This is a genomic window from Nonomuraea sp. NPDC050394 (genome assembly GCF_044459065.1).
In the GTDB taxonomy this organism is placed as follows: Bacteria; Actinomycetota; Actinomycetes; order Streptosporangiales; family Streptosporangiaceae; genus Nonomuraea.
This window is the reverse complement of record NZ_JBITIO010000001.1, coordinates 812,420-830,385: the sequence shown is the minus strand read 5'-3', so window position 1 is coordinate 830,385 and position 17,966 is coordinate 812,420. Positions and strand designations below refer to the sequence as shown.

Sequence of the window (17,966 nt, the reverse complement as noted above, 5' to 3'; positions counted from 1 at the left end):
CATGATCAGGAGCACACTGGTCCAGGCCGCGGCGGCCGTACTGGTGTTCTCCGGCGGCCTGGCGGTCGCCGGTTCGTTCAGGGGCGAGCCTCTGCCCGCGCGGGCGGCGGAGACGCGCACGGCCGCGGCGCCACGGCAGGCGCCGATGTTCGCCGAGGCGGACACGGCCATGAAGAGGTCGGAGCCGGTCAGCGTCTCGATCGGGAGGATCGGGGTGAAGGACGCGCCGATCGACCCGGTGGGGCTCAAGCCCGACCAGTCGGTGGAGGTGCCGCCGCTGGACCGGCCGGAGCTGGTGGGCTGGTACAAGCACCGGCCGACGCCGGGTGAGGACGGGCCGGCCGTACTGCTGGGGCATGTGGACGCGCACGGCAGACCCGCGGTCTTCCACAAGGCCGGCACGCTCGGACAGGGCGACACGATCTCGGTCAGGCGGGCGGACGGCTCGGTGGCGGAGTTCGCCGTGGATTCGGTGGAGCGGGTGGACAAGGACGCCTTTCCCACCGAGAAGGTGTACGGCGCGACAGAGGGGGCGGAGTTGCGGCTGGTGACCTGCGGCGGCGCGTTCGATCCCGCGACGGGCCACTATGAGGACAACGTCATCGTCTACGCGCACCTCACCGTGTAACCTAGCAAGCGCTTGATACTTCAGCGTCTCCGGAGGTTGCCCCGTGGAACTCCTGCCGATCAGCACCCCGCACTGCCGGATCGAGCGCGACGGCCACGTCGTGATCGTCACCCTGAACCGGCCGGAGGCCCGCAACGCGCTCTCCTCCGACATGTTGATCGGCCTGGCCTCGGCCTGGGCCTACGTCTCCGCCGAACCCGGCGTACGGGTGGCGGTGCTGACCGGGGCCGAAGGCACGTTCTGCGCCGGAGCCGACCTCAAGGCGATGGGCCAGCCGTCCCAGGACCCCGACGTACAGGCCCGTGCCGCCCAGATCCCCAATTTCCACTGGAAGGGGCTGCTGCGGGAGGACCTGCCCACCAAGCCGATCGTCTGCGCGGCCGAGGGCTACGCGGTCGCCGGCGGCACCGAACTGCTCATCGGCACCGACCTGCGCGTCGTGGCCGAGTCGGCGACACTGGGGCTGTTCGAGGCCAAGCGGGCGCTGTTCCCCATGGGCGGGGCGGCGATCCGGCTGCCACGCCAGATCCCGTACTGCCACGCCATGGACCTCCTGCTCACCGGCCGCTCGGTGACCGCCGCGGAGGCGCTGTCGATGGGCCTGGTCAACCGCGTGGTCCCCGACGGCCGGGCGCTGGCCGTGGCCAGGGAGATCGCCGACGACATCGCGGCGTCGGGGCCGCTGGCCGTACAGGCGATCCTGCGGACCTACCGCGACACGCTGGGCCTGGCCGAGCCGGAGGCCTTGAAGGTCTCCGACGAGTACGGCTGGCCGGTCATCGGCTCCGAGGACGCCCGCGAGGGCTCGCGCGCCTTCAAGGAGAAGCGCCCCGCGACCTACCGAGGCGTGTAACCGCCGTTAGGGTGTCAGGCATGGTGGAGGAGGCGGAGCGGTACCGGCGTGAGCTGCACGTGCACTGCTATCGCATGCTCGGCTCCTACACCGAGGCCGAGGACGCGGTTCAGGAGACGATGCTGCGCGCCTGGCGCGGGGCCGACACCTACGAGGGCCGTTCCACCTACCGCGCCTGGCTCTACAAGATCGCGACCAACGTCTGTCTCGACCTTCTCGGCAAGCGCAAGGACGTGGTGCTGTCGGAGGCGCCGTTGTCGGATGTGCCGTGGCTGGAGCCGTACCCCGACCAGCAGCTCCCGGAGGAGCTGGCCGTGGCGAGGGAGACCATCGAGCTGGCCTTTCTCGCGGTCATCCAGCATCTGCCCGCGCGACAGCGCGCGGTGCTGGTCATGCGCGACGTGCTCGGCTGGCCCGCGGAGGAGACCGCCGAGACGCTGGAGATGACGGTGCCGTCCGTCAAGAGCGCGCTCCAGCGCGGCCGGGCAACCCTCCGCAAGCACCTTCCAGAACGGCGCGGCGACTGGGCGGCCGCCACCGAGCCGAGCCCCGAGGAGCGGGCCGTTCTCAAGCGCTTCGTCGAGGCGTCGATGAAGGCGGACATGGGCACGCTGGCGACCTTGTTGCGCGAGGACGCGCTGCAGGCCATGCCGCCGGCGATGATGTTCTTCCCGGGACGCCGGGCGATCCTCGACATGTGGGCGCCGGTCATGGCGGGCCAGGAGGCGTGGGGCGAGTGGCGGGCGCGTACCACCACCGCGAACAGGATGCCCGCGGTGGCCAACTACGTACGGCGGCCGGGCGAGGAGTTCTTCGGCGCGGTCAACCTCGACGTGCTGCGCGTCGAGGACGGCCTGATCGCCGAGATCACCACGTTCGGGCCCGAGACGCTGCCCACGTTCGGACTGCCGGAAAGAATCTTCGACTGAGACCGATTCCTTTCCGCGCGCCGCCCGGTCATACGGGCATGAACATTTACGACAGGCTCATCGGCACCTGGAAAGTCTCCGGCGGCACCACCGGCACGATCACCTACCGCTGGCTGGAAGGCCGCAACTTCCTCATCCAGGACATCGCGATGGACAGCGAGACCGGCCCCGTCCTGGGCATGGAGGTCATCGGCCGGGAGATGCCGTTCGGCGCGGACAAGCCCGGCGACGAGGTCAAGTCCCGCTACTACGGCTCCGGCGGCGAGACCTACGACTACGTCTACGAGCTCGAAGGCGACACGCTGACGATCTGGGGCGGCGAGAAGGGCTCGCCCGCCTACTACCAGGGCACGTTCAGCGCGGACGGCAACACCCTGACCGGCGCCTGGCACTACCCGGGCGGCGGCGGGTACGACTCGGTCTCCGTCAGGATTCCGTGATCCCGTCGAGCCGTTCGATCGCCTCGACATACTCCTCGACCAGCCCGAACATCACCTCCTTGACCGGCCGGACCTGATTGGTGATGCCGATGATCTGACCCGCCGGGAACGTGGCCAGCTCGGCGGCGTCGGATCTCCCGATCCGCCGCAGCGCATCTGACACCAGCATGAACTGCAGCGGCATCGGCAACGTCCCCGGGGAGTCCGCGGCTTCCCAGGCGTCGGTCCACTCGTTCTTGAGCAGGCGCGCGGGCTTGCCCGTCCAGCTGCGCGAACGGACGGTGTCGCGCGAGGTGGCTTCGAGGATGCGCGCCTTGGCCATGGCCGGGGTGTCGGCCTCCTCGACGGTGAGCCAGAGCGAGCCGGTCCACACGCCGTCCGCGCCCAGCGCCATCCCGGCCGCCATCTGACGGCCGTTGCCGATGCCGCCCGCGGCCAGCACGGGAACGTCCACGGCATCCACGACCTGCGGGATCAGCACCATCGTGGAGATCTCCCCGGTGTGCCCGCCGGCCTCGGTGCCCTGGGCGACCACGACGTCGACGCCCACCTCCACCTGCTTGAGCGCGTGGCGGGGCGTGGAGGCCAGCGCGGCGACCTTGACGCCGTGCCGGTGCGCCAGCTCGACGACGTCGGCGGGCGGCGGCCCGAGGGCGTTGGCCAGCAGCGCGATCGGGTGCCGCAACGCCACCTCGACCTGCGGCCTGGCGGTGGCGTCCGTCCAGCCGAGCAGGACCCTGCCCGCGTCGGCCGACGACTCCGGGACGTCGTGGCGGCGGAGAAGGTCCTCCACGAAGGCCCGGTGTCCCTCGGGGATCATCCCCTGGAGCTTGCCGACGAGCTCCTCGGGCGCGAAGTCCGCGCCCTCGTAGGAGGCGGGCATGACCACGTCCACGCCGTACGGCTTGCCGTCCACGTGGTCGTCGATCCATTTGAGCTCCATCTCGAGCTCTTCCGGCGTGAAGTAGAGGGCGCCGAGGACACCCATGCCGCCTGCCCGGCTGACCGCGGCGACGACATCCCGGCAGTGGCTGAAGGCGAAGATCGGCAGTTCGATCCCGAACATCTCGGTGACACGGGTCCGCATGGCCTGACGTTAATCCCGACTTCAGGTTAATTGCAACACGTTCTACTCTAGAACATCACGTCGGTACTGGCGGGTAACATCTTGCAAGAACGTGTTCTAACTACGCTACGTGGTGCGAATGCGGAAGGCCCGCCCCTTCATCAGGGACGGGCCTTTCTCGACTTGTATCAGCGCTCGGCGCGGCGGCCCACCAGGACGCCCACGAGCACGAAGGCGACGCCGACGATCAGCAGCACCAGCGGGATGATGTTCTTCAGCAGGTTGATCTGGCTCTTGCTCTTCTGGGCGCTGGAGACCAGGTCGGCGACGGTCTGGTCGGTCATCTTCGCCGTGGCCACGAAGGCCAGCGAACGCTCGACGCCGTCCTGGGTCTTCAGCACCTCGTGGCGCTGCTGCTCCTGCTTGACCGGCGCGCCGGTGGCCGGCTCGATCCAGAAGGTGACCTTGCCGTCGTAGTAGCGGTCGACCTGGACGTCGCCCTCCTCGGTCATGCCGAGCACGGAGGCGGGGGCGGTCAGGGTCTCGGTCTTGGTCGAGGGGATCTGCTGCTCGAAGACGTAGACGGGCAGGCCGTTCACCGACTCCTCGCGGACGAACGTGGCGTCGAAGGCCTTCTGCACGCTGGAGTTGAACACCTTGTAGGTCTTCTTCTCCACGCCGAACGGGAACTTGTAGATCTGGCCCTCAAGGGTGACCGGGGCCTTCTTGACGTTGACGGCGCAGCAGTTCACGCCGGCGCCGGTGTACTTGTCGAACGCGCTGCGGCGGTCCGACAGATCGATCTGGGGGCGCCGGTTGGTCACGTCGTTAACGACGGTGGCCTCGTCCCAGACGACCACGTCGTCCTTGGACTCCTTCACGTCGCCGCGGGTCGTGACGATGATGTCGAGGTCGGCGGTGAGGACCTTGAGGTCCTGCTTGGAGAAGTACTGCGCGCCCGTCGCCGTCAGCCGGGTGATGCCGAACTGGTTGGCCGGGGCGGCGATGATCTTTTCCGCCGCCCAGAACTTCACCAGCGGGGCTAATGCGATGAAGAACGCTCCGACCCCGATGAGAACAAGCGTGGAAATGCGACCCATCAACGGCTCCTAGAACGTGTTGTCGTATGACCCGGCGCTAGGGGACCAAAGTATGACAGTGAGTGACATGCGTCACCGGGCGGTATAGAGCCGCAACCAAATCGATAGAAACAGGTTCTAACGTGGGTTGGGTTATGGGAGACACTCCGGTACGCGCCGATCTCGCGCGGTCCTTACGGCTGTTCCGCGCCTTCCGCTCCGAACAGAGCGACGGGGACGCCTACTACACGACGCTGGCCGCCGACACCGCCGCCCAGCTCGTGGGGTACGCGGACCTGGACGGCAGGACCGTGCTCGACGTGGGCGGCGGCCCCGGCTACTTCGCGCGGGAGTTCCGGCGCAGGGGCGCGCGCTGCGTCTGCGTCGACGTGAACGCGGGTGAACTGGCGGGCGGCGGGCTGCTGGGCAGCGCGATGGACCTGCCGTTCCGCGACGGGAGCGTGGACGTCTGCTTCTCCTCGAACGTGCTGGAGCACGTGCCGGACCCGTGGCGGATGGCCGCCGAGATGGCCCGGGTCACACGGCCGGGCGGCCTGATCTTCCTCGCCTACACGAACTGGCTGTCGCCGTGGGGCGGGCACGAGACGTCGCCGTGGCACTACTTGGGTGGGGAGTTGGCCGCCCGAAAATACCACGAAAAACACGGCAGACCGCCGAAAAATCGGTACAAGGAGAGTTTGTACCCCGTCTCGGTGGCCGCCGGCCTCCGCTGGGCCCGGACCGCCGCGGAGGTCGACCTGGTGGACGCGATCCCGCGCTACCTGCCCTGGTGGTACCGCCCGATGCTGAAGGTCCCGATCGTCAGGGAGTTCGCAACGTGGAACCTGGTGCTCGTCCTGAGGAAACGCCCGTGAGAAGACCCCCCGAAGACAAACTGGTAGCCGGCACCCCACCCCAACCCCCGACCCAGCCCACCAACCAGTCGGCAGGCGACCGAGCAACACCCCGCCCCGCCGAGCCCACCGAGCAGTCGGTAGACGCCTGGCCAGCGCACCACCACGCCGAGCCCACCGACCAGCCGGAAGGCGACCGAGCAACACCCCGCCCCGCCGAGCCCACCGAGCAGTCGGTAGGCACCTGGCCAGCGCACCACCACGCCGAGCCCACCGACCAGCCGGAAGGCGGCGGGGCCACGCCTCACGCCGTCGGACCCACCAACCGGTCGGGAGGCGGCGGGGCAACACCCCATGCCGCGGAACCCACCGGGTCGGCAGGCACCTGGCCAGCGCAGCACCACGAGCCCACCGAGCAGTCGGTAGGTGGTGGGGGGACTGGGGCGGGATCGGTGGGTGGGCTCGCGGGTGGGGGTGGGCGGGATGCGGCGTTGGATGGGATTCGGGGGTTGGCGGCGCTCGGGGTCTGGCTGTTGCATGTTGGGGGGAATACGGGGGTTATCTATGGGGATGGGATGTTCGCGTGGATGACCACGCGGCTCGGGATCGCGGTGCCGATCTTCTTCCTGCTCTCCGGGCTGCTGTTGTTTCGGCCTTGGGCCAGGGCCTTCATCGAGGGGGGCCCGGCGCCCAGTACGCCGCGGTATCTGTGGCGGCGGCTTTTGCGGGTGTTCCCTGCTTACTGGCTGGTGACGGCGCTGGCCCTGTGGGCTTGGAGTTCGCTCGACGGGTACGGCTGGGCCACCTGGATGCTGATGCTCCAGAACTACACCGGCCAGGGTCAGGCCCCTGACGGGCTCTACCAGATGTGGACCATGCCCATCGAGCTGGCCTTCTATCTGGCGTTGCCGCTCATCGCCTGGTGTCTGGGGGTCTGGGCGCGGCGCGGGAACCGGGCGGTTCGGCTGTTGGGGGGCATCGCCGTACTGCCGGTGATCTCGATTGCCACGGTGGTGGCGGCGCACGTGTGGGATCAGCCGCAGCTGGCCTTGTGGTTGCCGCATCACCTGATCTATTTCGCGGCCGGGATGGCCATGGCCGTCCTGTCGGTGTGGATCAAGGAGTCTCGGGCGCTGAACTCGCTGGCGCCGCAGTTGCTGGTGCTGGCGGTGCTGCTCTACGCGATGCTCAGTACGGAGCTGGCGGGGCCGCGTACGTTGACGTTGCCTTCGTTGTCGCAGTCGCTCTGGCGGATGATGTTGGAGACCGCCGTGGCGGTGCTGGTCGTGGCGCCGTTCGCGCTGGCCCCCCGGACCGGCTCCCTGCGGCATCGGGTGCTGGGGAACCCCGTGTCGGCTTACCTGGGGCGGATCTCCTACAGCGTGTTCCTCTGGCATGCGCCGGTGATCACGTTGTACTACAAGGTGACGGACGCGGAGCCGTTCAACGGGAACTTCTGGCCTGTCGCGACCTTCACGCTGATCGGGACGCTGCTGATCAGTGCGGGGAGTTATCACCTCATTGAGGAGAACGCCCTGCGGCTCAGCGGGTCGCGGCGGCGAGCTCCTGCTTCACCGCCGGAACCTCCGGCTCGGGAACCGTCCGGGGCGGCACGGTGACCAGCGCCCCGAACAGCGCTCCCATCGCGGCGCAGGCGATCAGCTGAGCCACCTGGTCGGCCAGGACCGGCAGATCCAGCCGGATCCCGGCCGCCACGGCCGCCGCCGCGAGCACGAACAACACCGCTCCCAGCCACGGTGACGCGGCCATCTCCGCGATCCGCCCGCCCCTACGGCCCGGGTCCGTTGAGGCCTCGGGAGCGGGTACGCCGCCCGACGCCACACCTTCGGAACCAGGGCCGGGCAAGGAGGCGGAGACGGAGACGACGGCCGAACCGCGCATGGGCACAGACGCCGGTGCGGGGGCCGTGGTGGCCGGGGGTGTTGGGGCGGGCGTGTGCTCGTGGCCGGGCAATGGCGCGGGGGCGACGGCCTGCGGAGACGAGAGGGCGCCGCCGTGGGTGGGCGCGGCGGATTGGCCGTGAGAGCGCCCGGGAGTGTGGCCGTGCTGGGGCGCAGGGGTGTGGCCGTGTGGGGGCGCGGGGGTGTGGCCGTGCGGGGGCTCGGGGGTGCCCGTGGGTGTGGAGGTGTCGCCATGGGGCGACGTGCGGGCGCGGCCGGGTGAGGGCTCGGGGATGGGGGCGGGCGAGGGCGTGGAGCCCCGGTCGTGGGCGGGCGTGTGACCGTGGGTGGGCGTGGGGGTGCGGGCCTGGGTGGGTGTGGGTGTGGGGGTGCGGGTCTGGGTGGGTGTGGGGGTGCGGGCCTGGGTGGGTGTGGGTGTGGGGGTGCGGGTCTGGGTGAGCGTGGGGGTGCGGGCTTGGGTGGTGGGGTGGAGGCGGGTGAGGAGGACCAGGGCGGTTGTCGCCAGGACGGCGGCCATGCCGGGCCAGCTCGCCACCCAGCCGCCGAACGCGAGCCCCAGCACGATCACGTACGGCACCCGCCACCGATCCAGCCGCGACCGGTGAGCGGGCGCGGTCTGCAGGACATGCTCAGGGCGTGGACCACGCATGACGAGGGCCAGCAACGCGAGCCCCGCGATGCCCGCCAACCCGGCCGCCAGCGCCAGCCAGTAGGTCCGGTCAGGCCCGTACTGCAGGCGGACGGTCCCGGTGGTGCCCGCGGGCAGTTCCCAGGCCTGTTTCCAGCCGTCGATCCGCACCGGCCGCAGCGTCTGGCCGTCGAGTTCCGCCCGCCATCCCTCGTTGAAGTTCTCGTTGACGATGAGGAAGGAGTCCTTGGGCGCGGTGACGCGTACCTCGCGCAGGGACGGCGTCCAGGTGCCCTGGACGGCGGCGCCGGCGACGGCGGGTGCGCCGGGCCGGAGCGAGCCGACCATCAGGCTGGACACCGCCCAGGGCTCCCAGCCGGGGATCCTGACGCGGTTGGCGCCTGGGGAGATCGCGGTCTTGGCGCAGCTGACGAAGCGGACGGGCCGCTGTTCCAGCAGGTCGGCGTAGGTGCCGCTGACCTTGGTCCGGACCTGCTCGCCGTTCAGCTGAAGGGTGGGGCCCTGCCCGCAGCCCAGGCGGAACGGGATGCCCTCGGGACGGCTGGCCGGCGTCACTCCGGGGATGATCAGCTCGGTCACCTGGAGGCGGCGGGAGGTGGCGAAGAAGCGGAGCTTGAGCGTGCGGGTGGTCATGGGCTTGAAGACGAGGTTGCCGCCGGCGTCGACGCGGGCCCCGCGGGTGGCGCCCTTGTCGCCGGTGACGATGACGTCCAGGGGTTCCTTGTCGCCGCCCGGCCGGGCGATCTGGATGCGGGAGATCGTCTTCGGCTTCTTCCAGCCGATGGTCAGGGCGGGCTCTGCGTCGGGGCCGGCGGGGATCCAGGTGGTGCCCGCGTCGGCGTCGAAGGCGGAGCGGGGGGCGACGACCGGGTCCTTGCTGACCTGGGAGGTGCCTTTGATGGACGGGAGGTCGTCGGTCAGGCGGGTGTAGCGGTCGACCAGCGCGGGGTCGCGCAGGACGGCGAAGCCGCTCAGCCCGCTCTTGGCGGCCGCGGCGGCGGTGAAGGTGCGGTCGAAGCCGGCCCCCTCCTCGCCGGGGCGTTCCAGGAGGGGGTTGCAGACCCAGCGGGCCTGGTTGCGCATGCAGCGGGGGCGTTCGTCGACTCCGCGGTCCATGACGTAGACGTCGCCGGTGGCCTGCGGCAGCCGGATGGTACGGCCGGGCAGCAGGCCGGGGATGGCGATCTCGCTGATGCCGACCCGCTCGACGAAGTTCCAGGAGCGGCTCGTGGTGGCGACGACCTTGATGCGTACCCACCCGGTGGTGCCGGACGGGACGCGCAGGCTCTGCGGGCTGTTGGTCTGCTGGACGTCCTGGACGATCCGCCCGTTCTCGGTCTCCACGGCCACGGTCTTGATGGACTGGCCGAGCAGCACGTTGTTGGTGAAGGTGACCTTCATGCCGGGCAGGGTGCGTTCGGCGGGGAAGTCGAGTCGCAGCCACTCGCCCGCGGGCGGTTTCCAGCCGCTGGTCTCCCAGTTGGTCTCGTAGTCGCCGTCCAGGGCGGCCCACGGGCTGCGTCCCGAACTGCTGATGCCGGGTACGGCACCGGCGTCGGCGGCCGAGGAGGAGGCGGTCACGGCGGAGACGCCCTCGTACTCGGCGGTGGCGGTGTCGTCCAGCCAGCCGTCTTCGAGCAGGTCGAGGGCGCGTACGCCGGTGAAGTCCTCGCGGTGCTCGGCGGTGAGCGTCTGGGTCCAGTTGGAGCGGATCTCGCCGAAGTGGCGCTCGCGCAGCCGTAGCGCGTCGCTGACCACGGTCGGCGCCTCGCGGGTGCCGGCGTCGCCGTTGACCAGGACGGGCGAGTCCCCCAGCAGGCCGAGGTCGCCCATGGACAACAAAGAGTCCGGCCCACCGCGTACGGCCAGCGCGTCGCCGGCCGGAAGCACGCCGACCGCCCCCGAACTGCCCGACACCTCATACAGGTCCAGGGCGGGGAAGGGCCAGTCGACGGAGTTCTCGGCGTCGTCGGTCTTGGTGTCGCCGACCTCGCCGCCGAACGACTGCAGCCGGGTGATGCCGGGTGACTCGCGCAGCGCCTCGTAGATCCTGGAGGGGTAGGCGCCGGCGATGGCGGCCCTGTTCAGGTCGTTGCGGACGAGCAGGTAGCGCACGCCCATGCGGCGCAGGACCTCGGTCAGGCCGGGCGAGCCGTGCCCGGCGGCGAAGCGCTGGTCAACGGCGTCGAGCAGCCGGCTGAGCCCGATCGAGCCGGCCGCCGTCACCTGCCTGGTCGTCCAGCGGGCGGCGAACATGGGCTGCATCGGGTCGTCCATGGGCCGGCCCCACAGGTACTCGCCGAACTTGGCGCCGGGCACGACCAGGACACCTTCGCCGCCGGCGTTCTCGTTGACCCATGCGGCGGCCTGGCGCCAGTAGAGCGGGACCTCCTTGAAGTGCCCCGGAGCGCCCAGGCCCTGGTTGAACACGGGCAGCACCAGGCAGGCGAAGGCGGTCGCGGCCACGGCCTTGACGGGTACGCGGGCTCTGACAAGCAGGTGGGCCAGGCCGAGGGCGAGCGGCAGCCGTACCAGGGGATCGAATTTACGCAGGTTGCGCAGCGGGGCCAGCGGACCGTCGAGCAGCCAGCGCACGGGCTCGGCGACGACGGGCTCCAGCGCGCTCATGTGGCCGGCGGTCAGCGCGGTCACGCCGACGAGGAAGAGCGCGATCACGAAGCCGCGCGCGGGCAGGTCGCGGTGGGCGAGGCCGGCCAGGCCGAGCGCGGCGATCACGCCGGTCACCACGATCATGAGCGCTGAGGTCGCGATGGCGAAGCTCGCGGGCTGGGTGTCCACGCCGTTGACGGTCAGGTAGCGCACCCAGTCGGAGGCGCCGCGCAGCACGTTGGTCAGGGAGGTGACCTGGGTGGTGGCGGTGGAGGTCTCGGTGTAGGGCAGGAAGGAGAAGGCGTACCGGCCCACGAGCAGCAGCGGCAGCCACCAGAACAGCGTGGCCACGCCCACCGCGCCGCTCCACCAGGCCAGCATGCGCCAGCGCGGGACGGGCTTGGGCCTGGTCAAGATGTAGAGCACGGGGGCGATGAGGACGGCCAGCACGGCGACGGCGTTGACTCCGCCACAGAGGGCGACGGCCAGGCCCGACCGGATCGCCGCCCTGGCCCGCTGGCCGGTCTCGGCGGCGGTCAGCAGCGGGAGCAGGATCCAGGGCAGCATCGCGGCGGGCAGCCACTCGGCGGAGATCTCACCGATGATCGACAGCACGCGGGGCGCGAGCGCGTACGCCAGCGCGCCCGCGACGCGTGTGCCCGGGTTGCCGATGCCGAACTGCCTGGCCAGCCGCTCCACGCCGAGGAACGCGACGCACATGAGCAGCGTCAGCCAGAGCCGCTGGGTGATCCAGGGGTCCAGGCCGAGCAGCTCGCCGAGGGCGAAGAACGGGCCCATGGGGAAGAGGTAGCCGGCGACCTGGTTCTGGAGCTGGCCGAAGTGCTGGAGGTCCCAGAGGTGGGCCAGGCGTTCCAGCCAGCCGACCGGGTTGAGCGCGAGGTCGATCTTGGTGTCCGCGATGATGTCGCCCGGACTGGTGGTGAACGCCAGGACGGCGAAGCCGAGGCAGCAGATCGCCAGCCAGAGCCGGTGCCTGGCCCGCCCGCTGACCGGGGTGTCGTTCACGACGGCTCCCAACCGAAGACCCGCATCGGAGCGACCGGACGGCCCAGGGCCAGCGTGGCCAGCCGTTCGGCGCTGTTGTCCCAGCGGAACCTCGACGCCCAGCGGCGGCAGCTCGCGCTCTGGGCGCCGTCGAGCTCGTCGAGCGCGGCGGCGATGCCCTTGGCCAGGTCGGCGCCCTCGGACACGAGCCAGCCGGTCTCGCCGTGGCGGATGGCGTCCCTGAGCCCGTCCACGTCGAAGGCGACCGTGGGCACGCCGAGCGCGGCGGCCTCCAGCACGCACAGTCCCCAGCCCTCGCCCTGGGAGGCGTTGACCTGCAACCAGGAGGCCGAGATGAGCCGTTCCTTCTCGTCCTCGGACACGTAGCCGTGCATGGTCACGCCTTCCGGCAGCCGCGCGCGCAGCCGTTCCTCCTCGGGACCGCGGCCGACGATGTCCACGGTCAGCTCGGGCCAGCGTTTGCGCAGTTCAGGTACGGCGTCGAGCAGAAGGTCGACGCGCTTGTGCGCGACCAGCCTGCCCACGCAGACGAGTCTGGGCGTACGGCTGCGCGCCGTCCGGTGATCCGTGCTCGGTTCGACGCCGTTCGGGACGATGTCGATCGGGCCGTGCCAGCCGAGCCGTTCGCGCATCGCCGCCACCGTCGAGGGGGAGACCGCGACGCTGCGCCGCCCGCGGTAGGTCCAGCGTGAGGCCGGACCCTCCAGGAAGCAGCCCAGCATGGCCAGCCACCGCGGCAGGTGCACGTCGAACTGCCGGTCGTGCACGTGGTGCACGACGCAGATCACCCTGGTACGGCGGCGCAGCACCCACGGCGTGAAGAACGGGATGCCGTTCTGGCAGTCGAGCACCACGTCGAACCTGTTCCTGCGGCGCAGCAGCCAGGCCAGCACCAGCGGGTAGACGGTGAACAGGCCGCCCATCCTGGCCAGCCGTACCCCGTCGACGGTCTGGTGGCGTGCCTGGCCGGGCGCGCGCGCCGTCACGAAGCGCACCCGCGCGCCCGCGCGGGCGAAGCGCCTGGCCATCTGCCAGGCGTACGTCTCCGCGCCGCCGGCTGCCGGGTGCCACGGATCCCGCCAGTTGACGACGGCGACGCGTAGTCCTTCGAGTTCGGACGGGATCACGAATATCCGACGGGGTCGGGCGCGTGCTCCCACGCCGGGCGTACGACGCCGCGTGACTCGGCGCGCAGCCGCAGCCAGATCCCGCCGAGCTCCAGCAGGATCCCGGCGCTGTGACGGGCCGGGGAGAAGCGCGATCCCGGCATGTCATGCCATTGGATGGGGATCTCCATCGCCGCGGAGCCGAGCGCCGCGCAGCGGGCGAGGAACTCCACGTCGAAGGCGAACCCGGGCGTGCGCATGCGTGCGGCCACCTCGCGAGCGAGCCGGCCGTCGAAGAACTTGAAGCCGCACTGCGTGTCGCTCACCCCGCGGACGAGACGGGAGGCGAGCGCGCGGAAGCCCACGGCGCCCAGTTCGCGCACACGGCTGTGGCGGTTCTCCACCTCGGAGAAGGTGTGCGCCCGCGAGCCGATGACCACGCGCTCCCCGGAGAGCAGCAGACCGACGGCCACGTCGACCGCGTCGAGGTCGGTGGCCATGTCAGCGTCGCAGAACCCGACCAGCGGGGCCCGCGTCTCCAGAAGTCCCGCCCGCACCGCGGCGCCCTTGCCGGGGACGGGGCAGGCGATCAGGCGGACCGGAACCTCGCCTTCCGGCCACGTCTTGACGATCTCGGCTGTGGTGTCCGTGCTGTTGTTGTCGACGACGATGACGGCGGCCGGGAACGGCATTTGGGCAAGCTTCGCGCACAGCTGCAGGAGGCCCCCGGGGAGTCGTCGTTCCTCGTTGTAGGCCGGGACGACGATCTCAAGCAGTGGTGTACGGCTTACCCGCGCGTCCCCTCGGCGGGACGGCGGCATGACGTGCGGCTTACCGGTCGCCGTAGTTGTAAAGCGGCCTGTTGACAGGTGTCGCGGTAGAACCCGTGAGCGAGACGGTTGTCACCGTCGTCACCAGAGCGGCCACGGCGATGCCGATGATCGCTGCTAAGAGGATCTTGATCACGGGGGGTTCCTCCTCTTGCGGGCTGGGATGTGGGGGCCGTCACAAACCTAGAACCAATTCTAGCTACTCGGAAGTAGCTAGACGGAATCTTAATATTCCGGACTTGTCTACCAGGGGTGTCAACCTCATCCGTAAACCCGGCGAAGCCCCTAGCCTTGACGGGTGGATGTTCAGGCCTGCACGCTGCCGGAGTACCAGATCCTCGCCGCGATCTCCTGGGCGGCCGCCGAACGGCACGGCCCCCTTCCACCGGCGTCCTGGTGGCGCGGCACCCGGCCGGTGCCTGAGGCGGACGTGCTACGGATGTTCGAGCCCGCCGCGCACCCGGCCGTCAGGGCGCTGCTGGCCTCGCTGACCGAGCGGAAGCTGGTTCATCGCGGCTCCGGGGAGCTGGATCTCCCCGTCGAGGTGCGTGCCCCCGTCTCCGGCGGGCTCAGACTCGGCCGCCCGGCGGCGGAGCTGATGGAGGCCGGATTCAACGCCGCCGAGGTGCACCAGGTCGCGGCCGGCCTCGGGCTCGCCAGAGCCGCCAACAGGGCCGCCGCCCAGCAGCAGATCGTCGCGATCCTCTCGGACCCGTCCCTGCTCGCCGGCGTTCTGGCGCTCGCCCCGCCGGACGCCGCCGAACTGCTGGAGAAGCTGGCCTTCGCCGGCCCCTACCTGGGCACACACGCCTACGTCGCGACCAGTCCCTACAGCACCACCAAACACACCTTCCGCGCCGGAGGAGCGGGTGACCCGGCGACCGACTGGCTGGCCGCCCGCGGGCTCGTCCTGCCCTCCGGCAGGCCCGATCTCGCCGAACTGCCGGCCGAGGTGGCGATGGCGCTCCGCGGCGACCGGCTCGCTCCCTTCGACCCGCTGCCGCCCGTGCCGCCGGGCTCTTCCCCCGTCACCCGCGCGAACGAGGCCGCCCAGGCACAGGCCACCGCGTTCGCCGGGCAGTTGGAGCGGGTGCTCGGCGCGTGTGCCGCGACGCCCCTGGCCGTACGGAGGAACGGCGGGGTCGCCGTCCGCGACACCAAACGGGTCGCCAAGTCGGCCGGCCTGGACGAGGAACTCGTCAGATTCTGCATTGACCTCGGCTTCGCCGCCGACCTGCTCGGCAGCATCGCCGATCCTGTCGAGAAACCTCGCGGGCGGCGGCGTACCCCCGCCCCGGCGCCAGACGTCCGCGTGGTGCCGACCTCCGGCTACGATCAGTGGCTCGGCCGCACTCCCGCCGAACGGCTGCTCCCGGCGATCACGGCCTGGGCCACGCTGCCCGGCCTGCTCACCTGGTGGCCCGATGCCGGAGAAACCCCGGTGGCGATCTCCTGCGCGCACGATCCGGACGCCCCCGACCTGCGCCTCGCGGTGCTCGAAGCGCTGGCCGCGATCCCCGACGGCCACGGCCTCGACGAGCAGCGGGACATGGCCTACCTTCTCACGGCCGCGAGCTGGCACCGCCCGTTCCTCGTGGGCGCTTCACCGGAGAGCCTCTCCCGGCTGGCCTCGGTGCTGAACGAGGCGGAACACCTGGGCCTGGTCGCGCACGGCGCGCTCACCTCCCTCGGCCTGGCCGCCTTGGAACTGCTCCGCTCCGGCGCCTCCTACCCGCAGGTCATGAGCGAACCGCCGGCCGCCCTGGCCAGGACGCTGGCCGATCTGCTGCCCGCTCCCGAGACCACGGCGCGCTTCCAGGCCGACCTGACCGCCGTCGTGTCCGGCCTGCCGGAGGCGGCGCTGGCCGAGTTGCTGAATTCCGCCGCGACGCGCGAATCCGAGGGGCACGCGGTGGTGTGGCGCTTCAGCAACGCGTCGGTACGCCGCGCGCTCGACGCGGGAAGCAGCCCGGACGCTCTCCTCGCGTCGCTGGCCGCCGTCGCCCGTGGAGACCTGCCTCAGCCACTGGTCTACCTGGTGAACGACGTCGGCCGGACGCACGGCCGGATGAGGGTGGTGCGCTCCGGCTGCTGCATCCGCTCGGACGACGAGGCGCTGCTGGCCGAACTGGCCGCCGCCCGCTCGCTGCGCCGGCTCGGGTTGCGGCGGATCGCCCCGACGGTTCTCATCAGCACCGGCTCGGAACGGGAGACCATGGAGGCGTTGCGGGCGGCGGGCTACACCCCGGCGCTGGAAGCCGAGACCGGCGCCACCGTGCTGGAGTCGGCGCCGCTCACCCGCGCGCCCAGGCGCCTCTCATAGCTCCACGACGTAGAGCCGCAGTTCCGGGCGGTCCATGAGCAGCCGGGCACCAGGAAGGTCCGCCTCCCCCGAGTCCACCACCACGTACCTGATGCCCTCCTCGGCCAGCCGCCGCGGGTCGCCCAGCAGCGCGGCGACCCGCTTCGCCCGCGCGTCCTCGGTGCCGACCACCAGATCACCGACCCTGACGGAGTCGTTGACCACCACCTCGCGGCCCGGAGTGGCGAAGAACCGCTGCGCCGGGCCGAGCACCGCCCGGTCGCCGTTCCACGGAAAGCGCCGGTAGGACTCGAACGGCAGCACCAGCACGTCGCCCTTCGCGGGGTCCCGGCCGATGATCTCGCGCGCCTCCACCCAGCTCAGCGGGTACGGCACCGCCGCCAGCGCACCCGACGCCCCCCACGCGAGCGTCGGCACCACGGCCAGCGGCACCAGCGCCAGAGCGACGGCCCAGCGCGAGGCCACCCGGGCGGTGAGCATGCCCAGGCCGACGGCGGCCAGGAGAGCCAGCGGGGCGAGGTACTGCTGGGCGTCACGCAGGACCGCGAACCCGCTCCAGACTCCGATGAGCCACTTGAGCAGGTCTCTGCCGGGCTCGGTGACCCCGAGGCAGGCGATCAGGAACCCCGCGCCCGCCGCCACCGCCAGCCCCGGCCCGAACCTCGGCTTCGTGTCCTTGAGCGCCGGCCAGAAGCCCACGATGCCCGCCAGGACCAGAGCCAGCCGGGCCGCGGCGGTGACCGGCTGGTCGAAGCCCGCGGGGACGGCCCAGGCGTTCCAGACGCCGCCCAGTGACAGCAGGCTGACGACGGTGCCGAACGGCCCGTCGGCGCGGGCGGCGAACGCGTCCACGCCCACCGGGTCGCCAGTGAGCCCGTCTGCCCGGGTCAGCGCGGTCACCAGCCAGGGCAGGCTGAACGCCACCAGCAACAGCACCACTCCCCCCGCAGCCTTCCACCGGCTCGCCGTACCAGGGAGCCTGGGCGTATCGGACGGCCTCGCCGTACCGGAGACCGTGCCGGAAACCGTCCCCGAGACCGTGCCGGAGAGCGCGAGAGGGAGGGCCGCGACGGCGGTGACGATCATCGCGGCGAACCCGCCCACGGCGGCGGGCAGCAGCGCGACGGCGGGCAACCGGCCGCGGGCCAGCGCCAGCACCACCCAGGGCAGCCCCGCGTAGCCGAGCAGCAACGCCCACTGCCCCATGAGCAGCCGCTCGGCCACGTAGGGGTTCCAGACGTAGAAGGCCCCCGCGACCAGCCGGGGCGCAAGGGCGGCCCCGGGCACCAGCAGCGCGGCCCCGGAACAGCCCAGGGCGAAGACGCCCAGCAGGACGAGCTTCTGCACCAGGTCCGCGGGCAGCACCTGGGCCAGCACCGTGACCACCAGGTCGCTGGGCACCGCGCGGGGCGAGCCGCCCGCCAGCCCGAAGGTGAACGGCGAGAAGGCCGGGTCGGGGACGAAGACCATGTCCTGGATGAGGATGTACCCGGGAGCGAGTCCGGGACCGAGGCAGAGGGCGCCCAGGCCCGTGCCGAGCAGGGCGGCCCACCACCCATAGCGCGACACCTGCGGAAACATTCCGATATAACACCACATCACAACCGGACAACGCCCATTCCATCAGGATCAACGGCGTCGTTAGCCTTCA

The 17,966-nt window shown here is 71.1% G+C and carries 14 protein-coding genes; 7 read left to right on the top strand and 7 right to left on the bottom strand.

The window, feature by feature from the left end; all coding sequences use genetic code 11:
• Position 1 precedes the first annotated feature (1 nt).
• The 4 genes from ACIBKY_RS04130 to ACIBKY_RS04115 are packed head-to-tail and all read left to right on the top strand — an operon-like array spanning position 2 to position 2,850.
• Positions 2 to 628 (top strand): class F sortase, encoded by a 627-nt coding sequence (locus ACIBKY_RS04130; protein WP_397094256.1) that lies wholly within the window; start codon positions 2 to 4, stop codon positions 626 to 628.
• Between the two features lie 43 nt (positions 629 to 671).
• Positions 672 to 1,481 (top strand): crotonase/enoyl-CoA hydratase family protein, encoded by an 810-nt coding sequence (locus tag ACIBKY_RS04125; protein ID WP_397094254.1) that lies wholly within the window; start codon positions 672 to 674, stop codon positions 1,479 to 1,481.
• A 20-nt stretch (positions 1,482 to 1,501) separates the two neighbouring features.
• Positions 1,502 to 2,410 (top strand): RNA polymerase subunit sigma-70, encoded by a 909-nt coding sequence (locus ACIBKY_RS04120; protein WP_397094253.1) that lies wholly within the window; start codon positions 1,502 to 1,504, stop codon positions 2,408 to 2,410.
• A 38-nt stretch (positions 2,411 to 2,448) separates the two neighbouring features.
• Entirely contained in the window at positions 2,449 to 2,850 is a 402-nt protein-coding gene (locus ACIBKY_RS04115) for a hypothetical protein (RefSeq protein ID WP_397094251.1), read from the top strand.
• Here ACIBKY_RS04115 and ACIBKY_RS04110 read toward each other — a convergent pair.
• Together ACIBKY_RS04110 and ACIBKY_RS04105 are read right to left on the bottom strand one after the other, a co-directional pair.
• Positions 2,837 to 3,937: an NAD(P)H-dependent flavin oxidoreductase gene (locus ACIBKY_RS04110; RefSeq protein ID WP_397094249.1), complete on the bottom strand. Its 1,101-nt coding sequence runs from the start codon at positions 3,935 to 3,937 to the stop codon at positions 2,837 to 2,839. The two genes, ACIBKY_RS04115 and ACIBKY_RS04110, sit on opposite strands and share 14 nt — an antisense overlap.
• A 167-nt stretch (positions 3,938 to 4,104) precedes the next feature.
• Positions 4,105 to 5,016, bottom strand: a complete 912-nt coding sequence (locus tag ACIBKY_RS04105) for a DUF3068 domain-containing protein (protein WP_397094247.1) — start codon at positions 5,014 to 5,016, stop codon at positions 4,105 to 4,107.
• Positions 5,017 to 5,150: 134 nt separating this feature from the next.
• On the opposite strand from ACIBKY_RS04105, the gene ACIBKY_RS04100 reads away from it, so the two are divergent.
• The gene (locus ACIBKY_RS04100; RefSeq protein ID WP_397094245.1) at positions 5,151 to 5,870 is read left to right on the top strand and encodes a class I SAM-dependent methyltransferase; all 720 of its coding nucleotides are present in this window, start codon (positions 5,151 to 5,153) and stop codon (positions 5,868 to 5,870) included.
• On the top strand, positions 5,786 to 7,468 hold the full coding sequence (locus ACIBKY_RS04095; protein ID WP_397094243.1) for an acyltransferase family protein: 1,683 nt from the start codon (positions 5,786 to 5,788) through the stop codon (positions 7,466 to 7,468). Before ACIBKY_RS04100 ends, ACIBKY_RS04095 begins: the two co-directional genes overlap by 85 nt.
• On the opposite strand, the gene ACIBKY_RS04090 is transcribed toward ACIBKY_RS04095, so the two are convergent.
• From ACIBKY_RS04090 to ACIBKY_RS04075, 4 genes are read right to left on the bottom strand one after another with little or no spacing between them, the layout of a single operon-like run.
• A complete protein-coding gene (locus ACIBKY_RS04090) occupies positions 7,392 to 12,056 on the bottom strand; it encodes an alpha-(1->3)-arabinofuranosyltransferase family protein (RefSeq protein WP_397094241.1) in 4,665 nt (1,554 codons plus the stop codon). The genes ACIBKY_RS04095 and ACIBKY_RS04090 overlap by 77 nt on opposite strands.
• A complete protein-coding gene (locus tag ACIBKY_RS04085; RefSeq protein ID WP_397094240.1) occupies positions 12,053 to 13,183 on the bottom strand; it encodes a glycosyltransferase family 4 protein in 1,131 nt (376 codons plus the stop codon). Before ACIBKY_RS04085 ends, ACIBKY_RS04090 begins: the two co-directional genes overlap by 4 nt.
• Complete coding sequence (locus tag ACIBKY_RS04080) at positions 13,180 to 13,983, bottom strand: glycosyltransferase (protein ID WP_397094238.1); 804 nt, start codon at positions 13,981 to 13,983, stop codon at positions 13,180 to 13,182. The genes ACIBKY_RS04085 and ACIBKY_RS04080 overlap by 4 nt, the downstream gene beginning before the upstream one ends.
• Before the next feature lie 10 nt (positions 13,984 to 13,993).
• A complete protein-coding gene (locus ACIBKY_RS04075) occupies positions 13,994 to 14,128 on the bottom strand; it encodes a hypothetical protein (RefSeq protein ID WP_281395023.1) in 135 nt (44 codons plus the stop codon).
• Between the two features lie 162 nt (positions 14,129 to 14,290).
• Between ACIBKY_RS04075 and ACIBKY_RS04070 the strand changes: the two genes are divergently transcribed.
• Positions 14,291 to 16,315: a helicase-associated domain-containing protein gene (locus ACIBKY_RS04070; protein WP_397094236.1), complete on the top strand. Its 2,025-nt coding sequence runs from the start codon at positions 14,291 to 14,293 to the stop codon at positions 16,313 to 16,315.
• Here the strand turns inward: ACIBKY_RS04070 and ACIBKY_RS04065 are convergent.
• Complete coding sequence (locus tag ACIBKY_RS04065; protein ID WP_397094235.1) at positions 16,310 to 17,896, bottom strand: hypothetical protein; 1,587 nt, start codon at positions 17,894 to 17,896, stop codon at positions 16,310 to 16,312. The genes ACIBKY_RS04070 and ACIBKY_RS04065 overlap by 6 nt on opposite strands.
• Between the last annotated feature and the right edge of the window lie 70 nt (positions 17,897 to 17,966).

Excerpts from the sequence above, each read along its gene's own strand:
- ACIBKY_RS04105 (WP_397094247.1), bottom strand. The coding sequence starts at position 5,016 with ATGGGTCGCATTTCCACGCTTGTTCTCATCGGGGTCGGAGCGTTCTTC.
- ACIBKY_RS04120 (WP_397094253.1), top strand. The coding sequence starts at position 1,502 with ATGGTGGAGGAGGCGGAGCGGTACCGGCGTGAGCTGCACGTGCACTGC.
- ACIBKY_RS04115 (WP_397094251.1), top strand. The coding sequence starts at position 2,449 with ATGAACATTTACGACAGGCTCATCGGCACCTGGAAAGTCTCCGGCGGC.
- ACIBKY_RS04065 (WP_397094235.1), bottom strand. The coding sequence starts at position 17,896 with ATGTTTCCGCAGGTGTCGCGCTATGGGTGGTGGGCCGCCCTGCTCGGC.
- ACIBKY_RS04130 (WP_397094256.1), top strand. The coding sequence starts at position 2 with ATGATCAGGAGCACACTGGTCCAGGCCGCGGCGGCCGTACTGGTGTTC.
- ACIBKY_RS04110 (WP_397094249.1), bottom strand. The coding sequence starts at position 3,937 with ATGCGGACCCGTGTCACCGAGATGTTCGGGATCGAACTGCCGATCTTC.
- ACIBKY_RS04080 (WP_397094238.1), bottom strand. The coding sequence starts at position 13,983 with ATGCCGCCGTCCCGCCGAGGGGACGCGCGGGTAAGCCGTACACCACTG.
- ACIBKY_RS04100 (WP_397094245.1), top strand. The coding sequence starts at position 5,151 with ATGGGAGACACTCCGGTACGCGCCGATCTCGCGCGGTCCTTACGGCTG.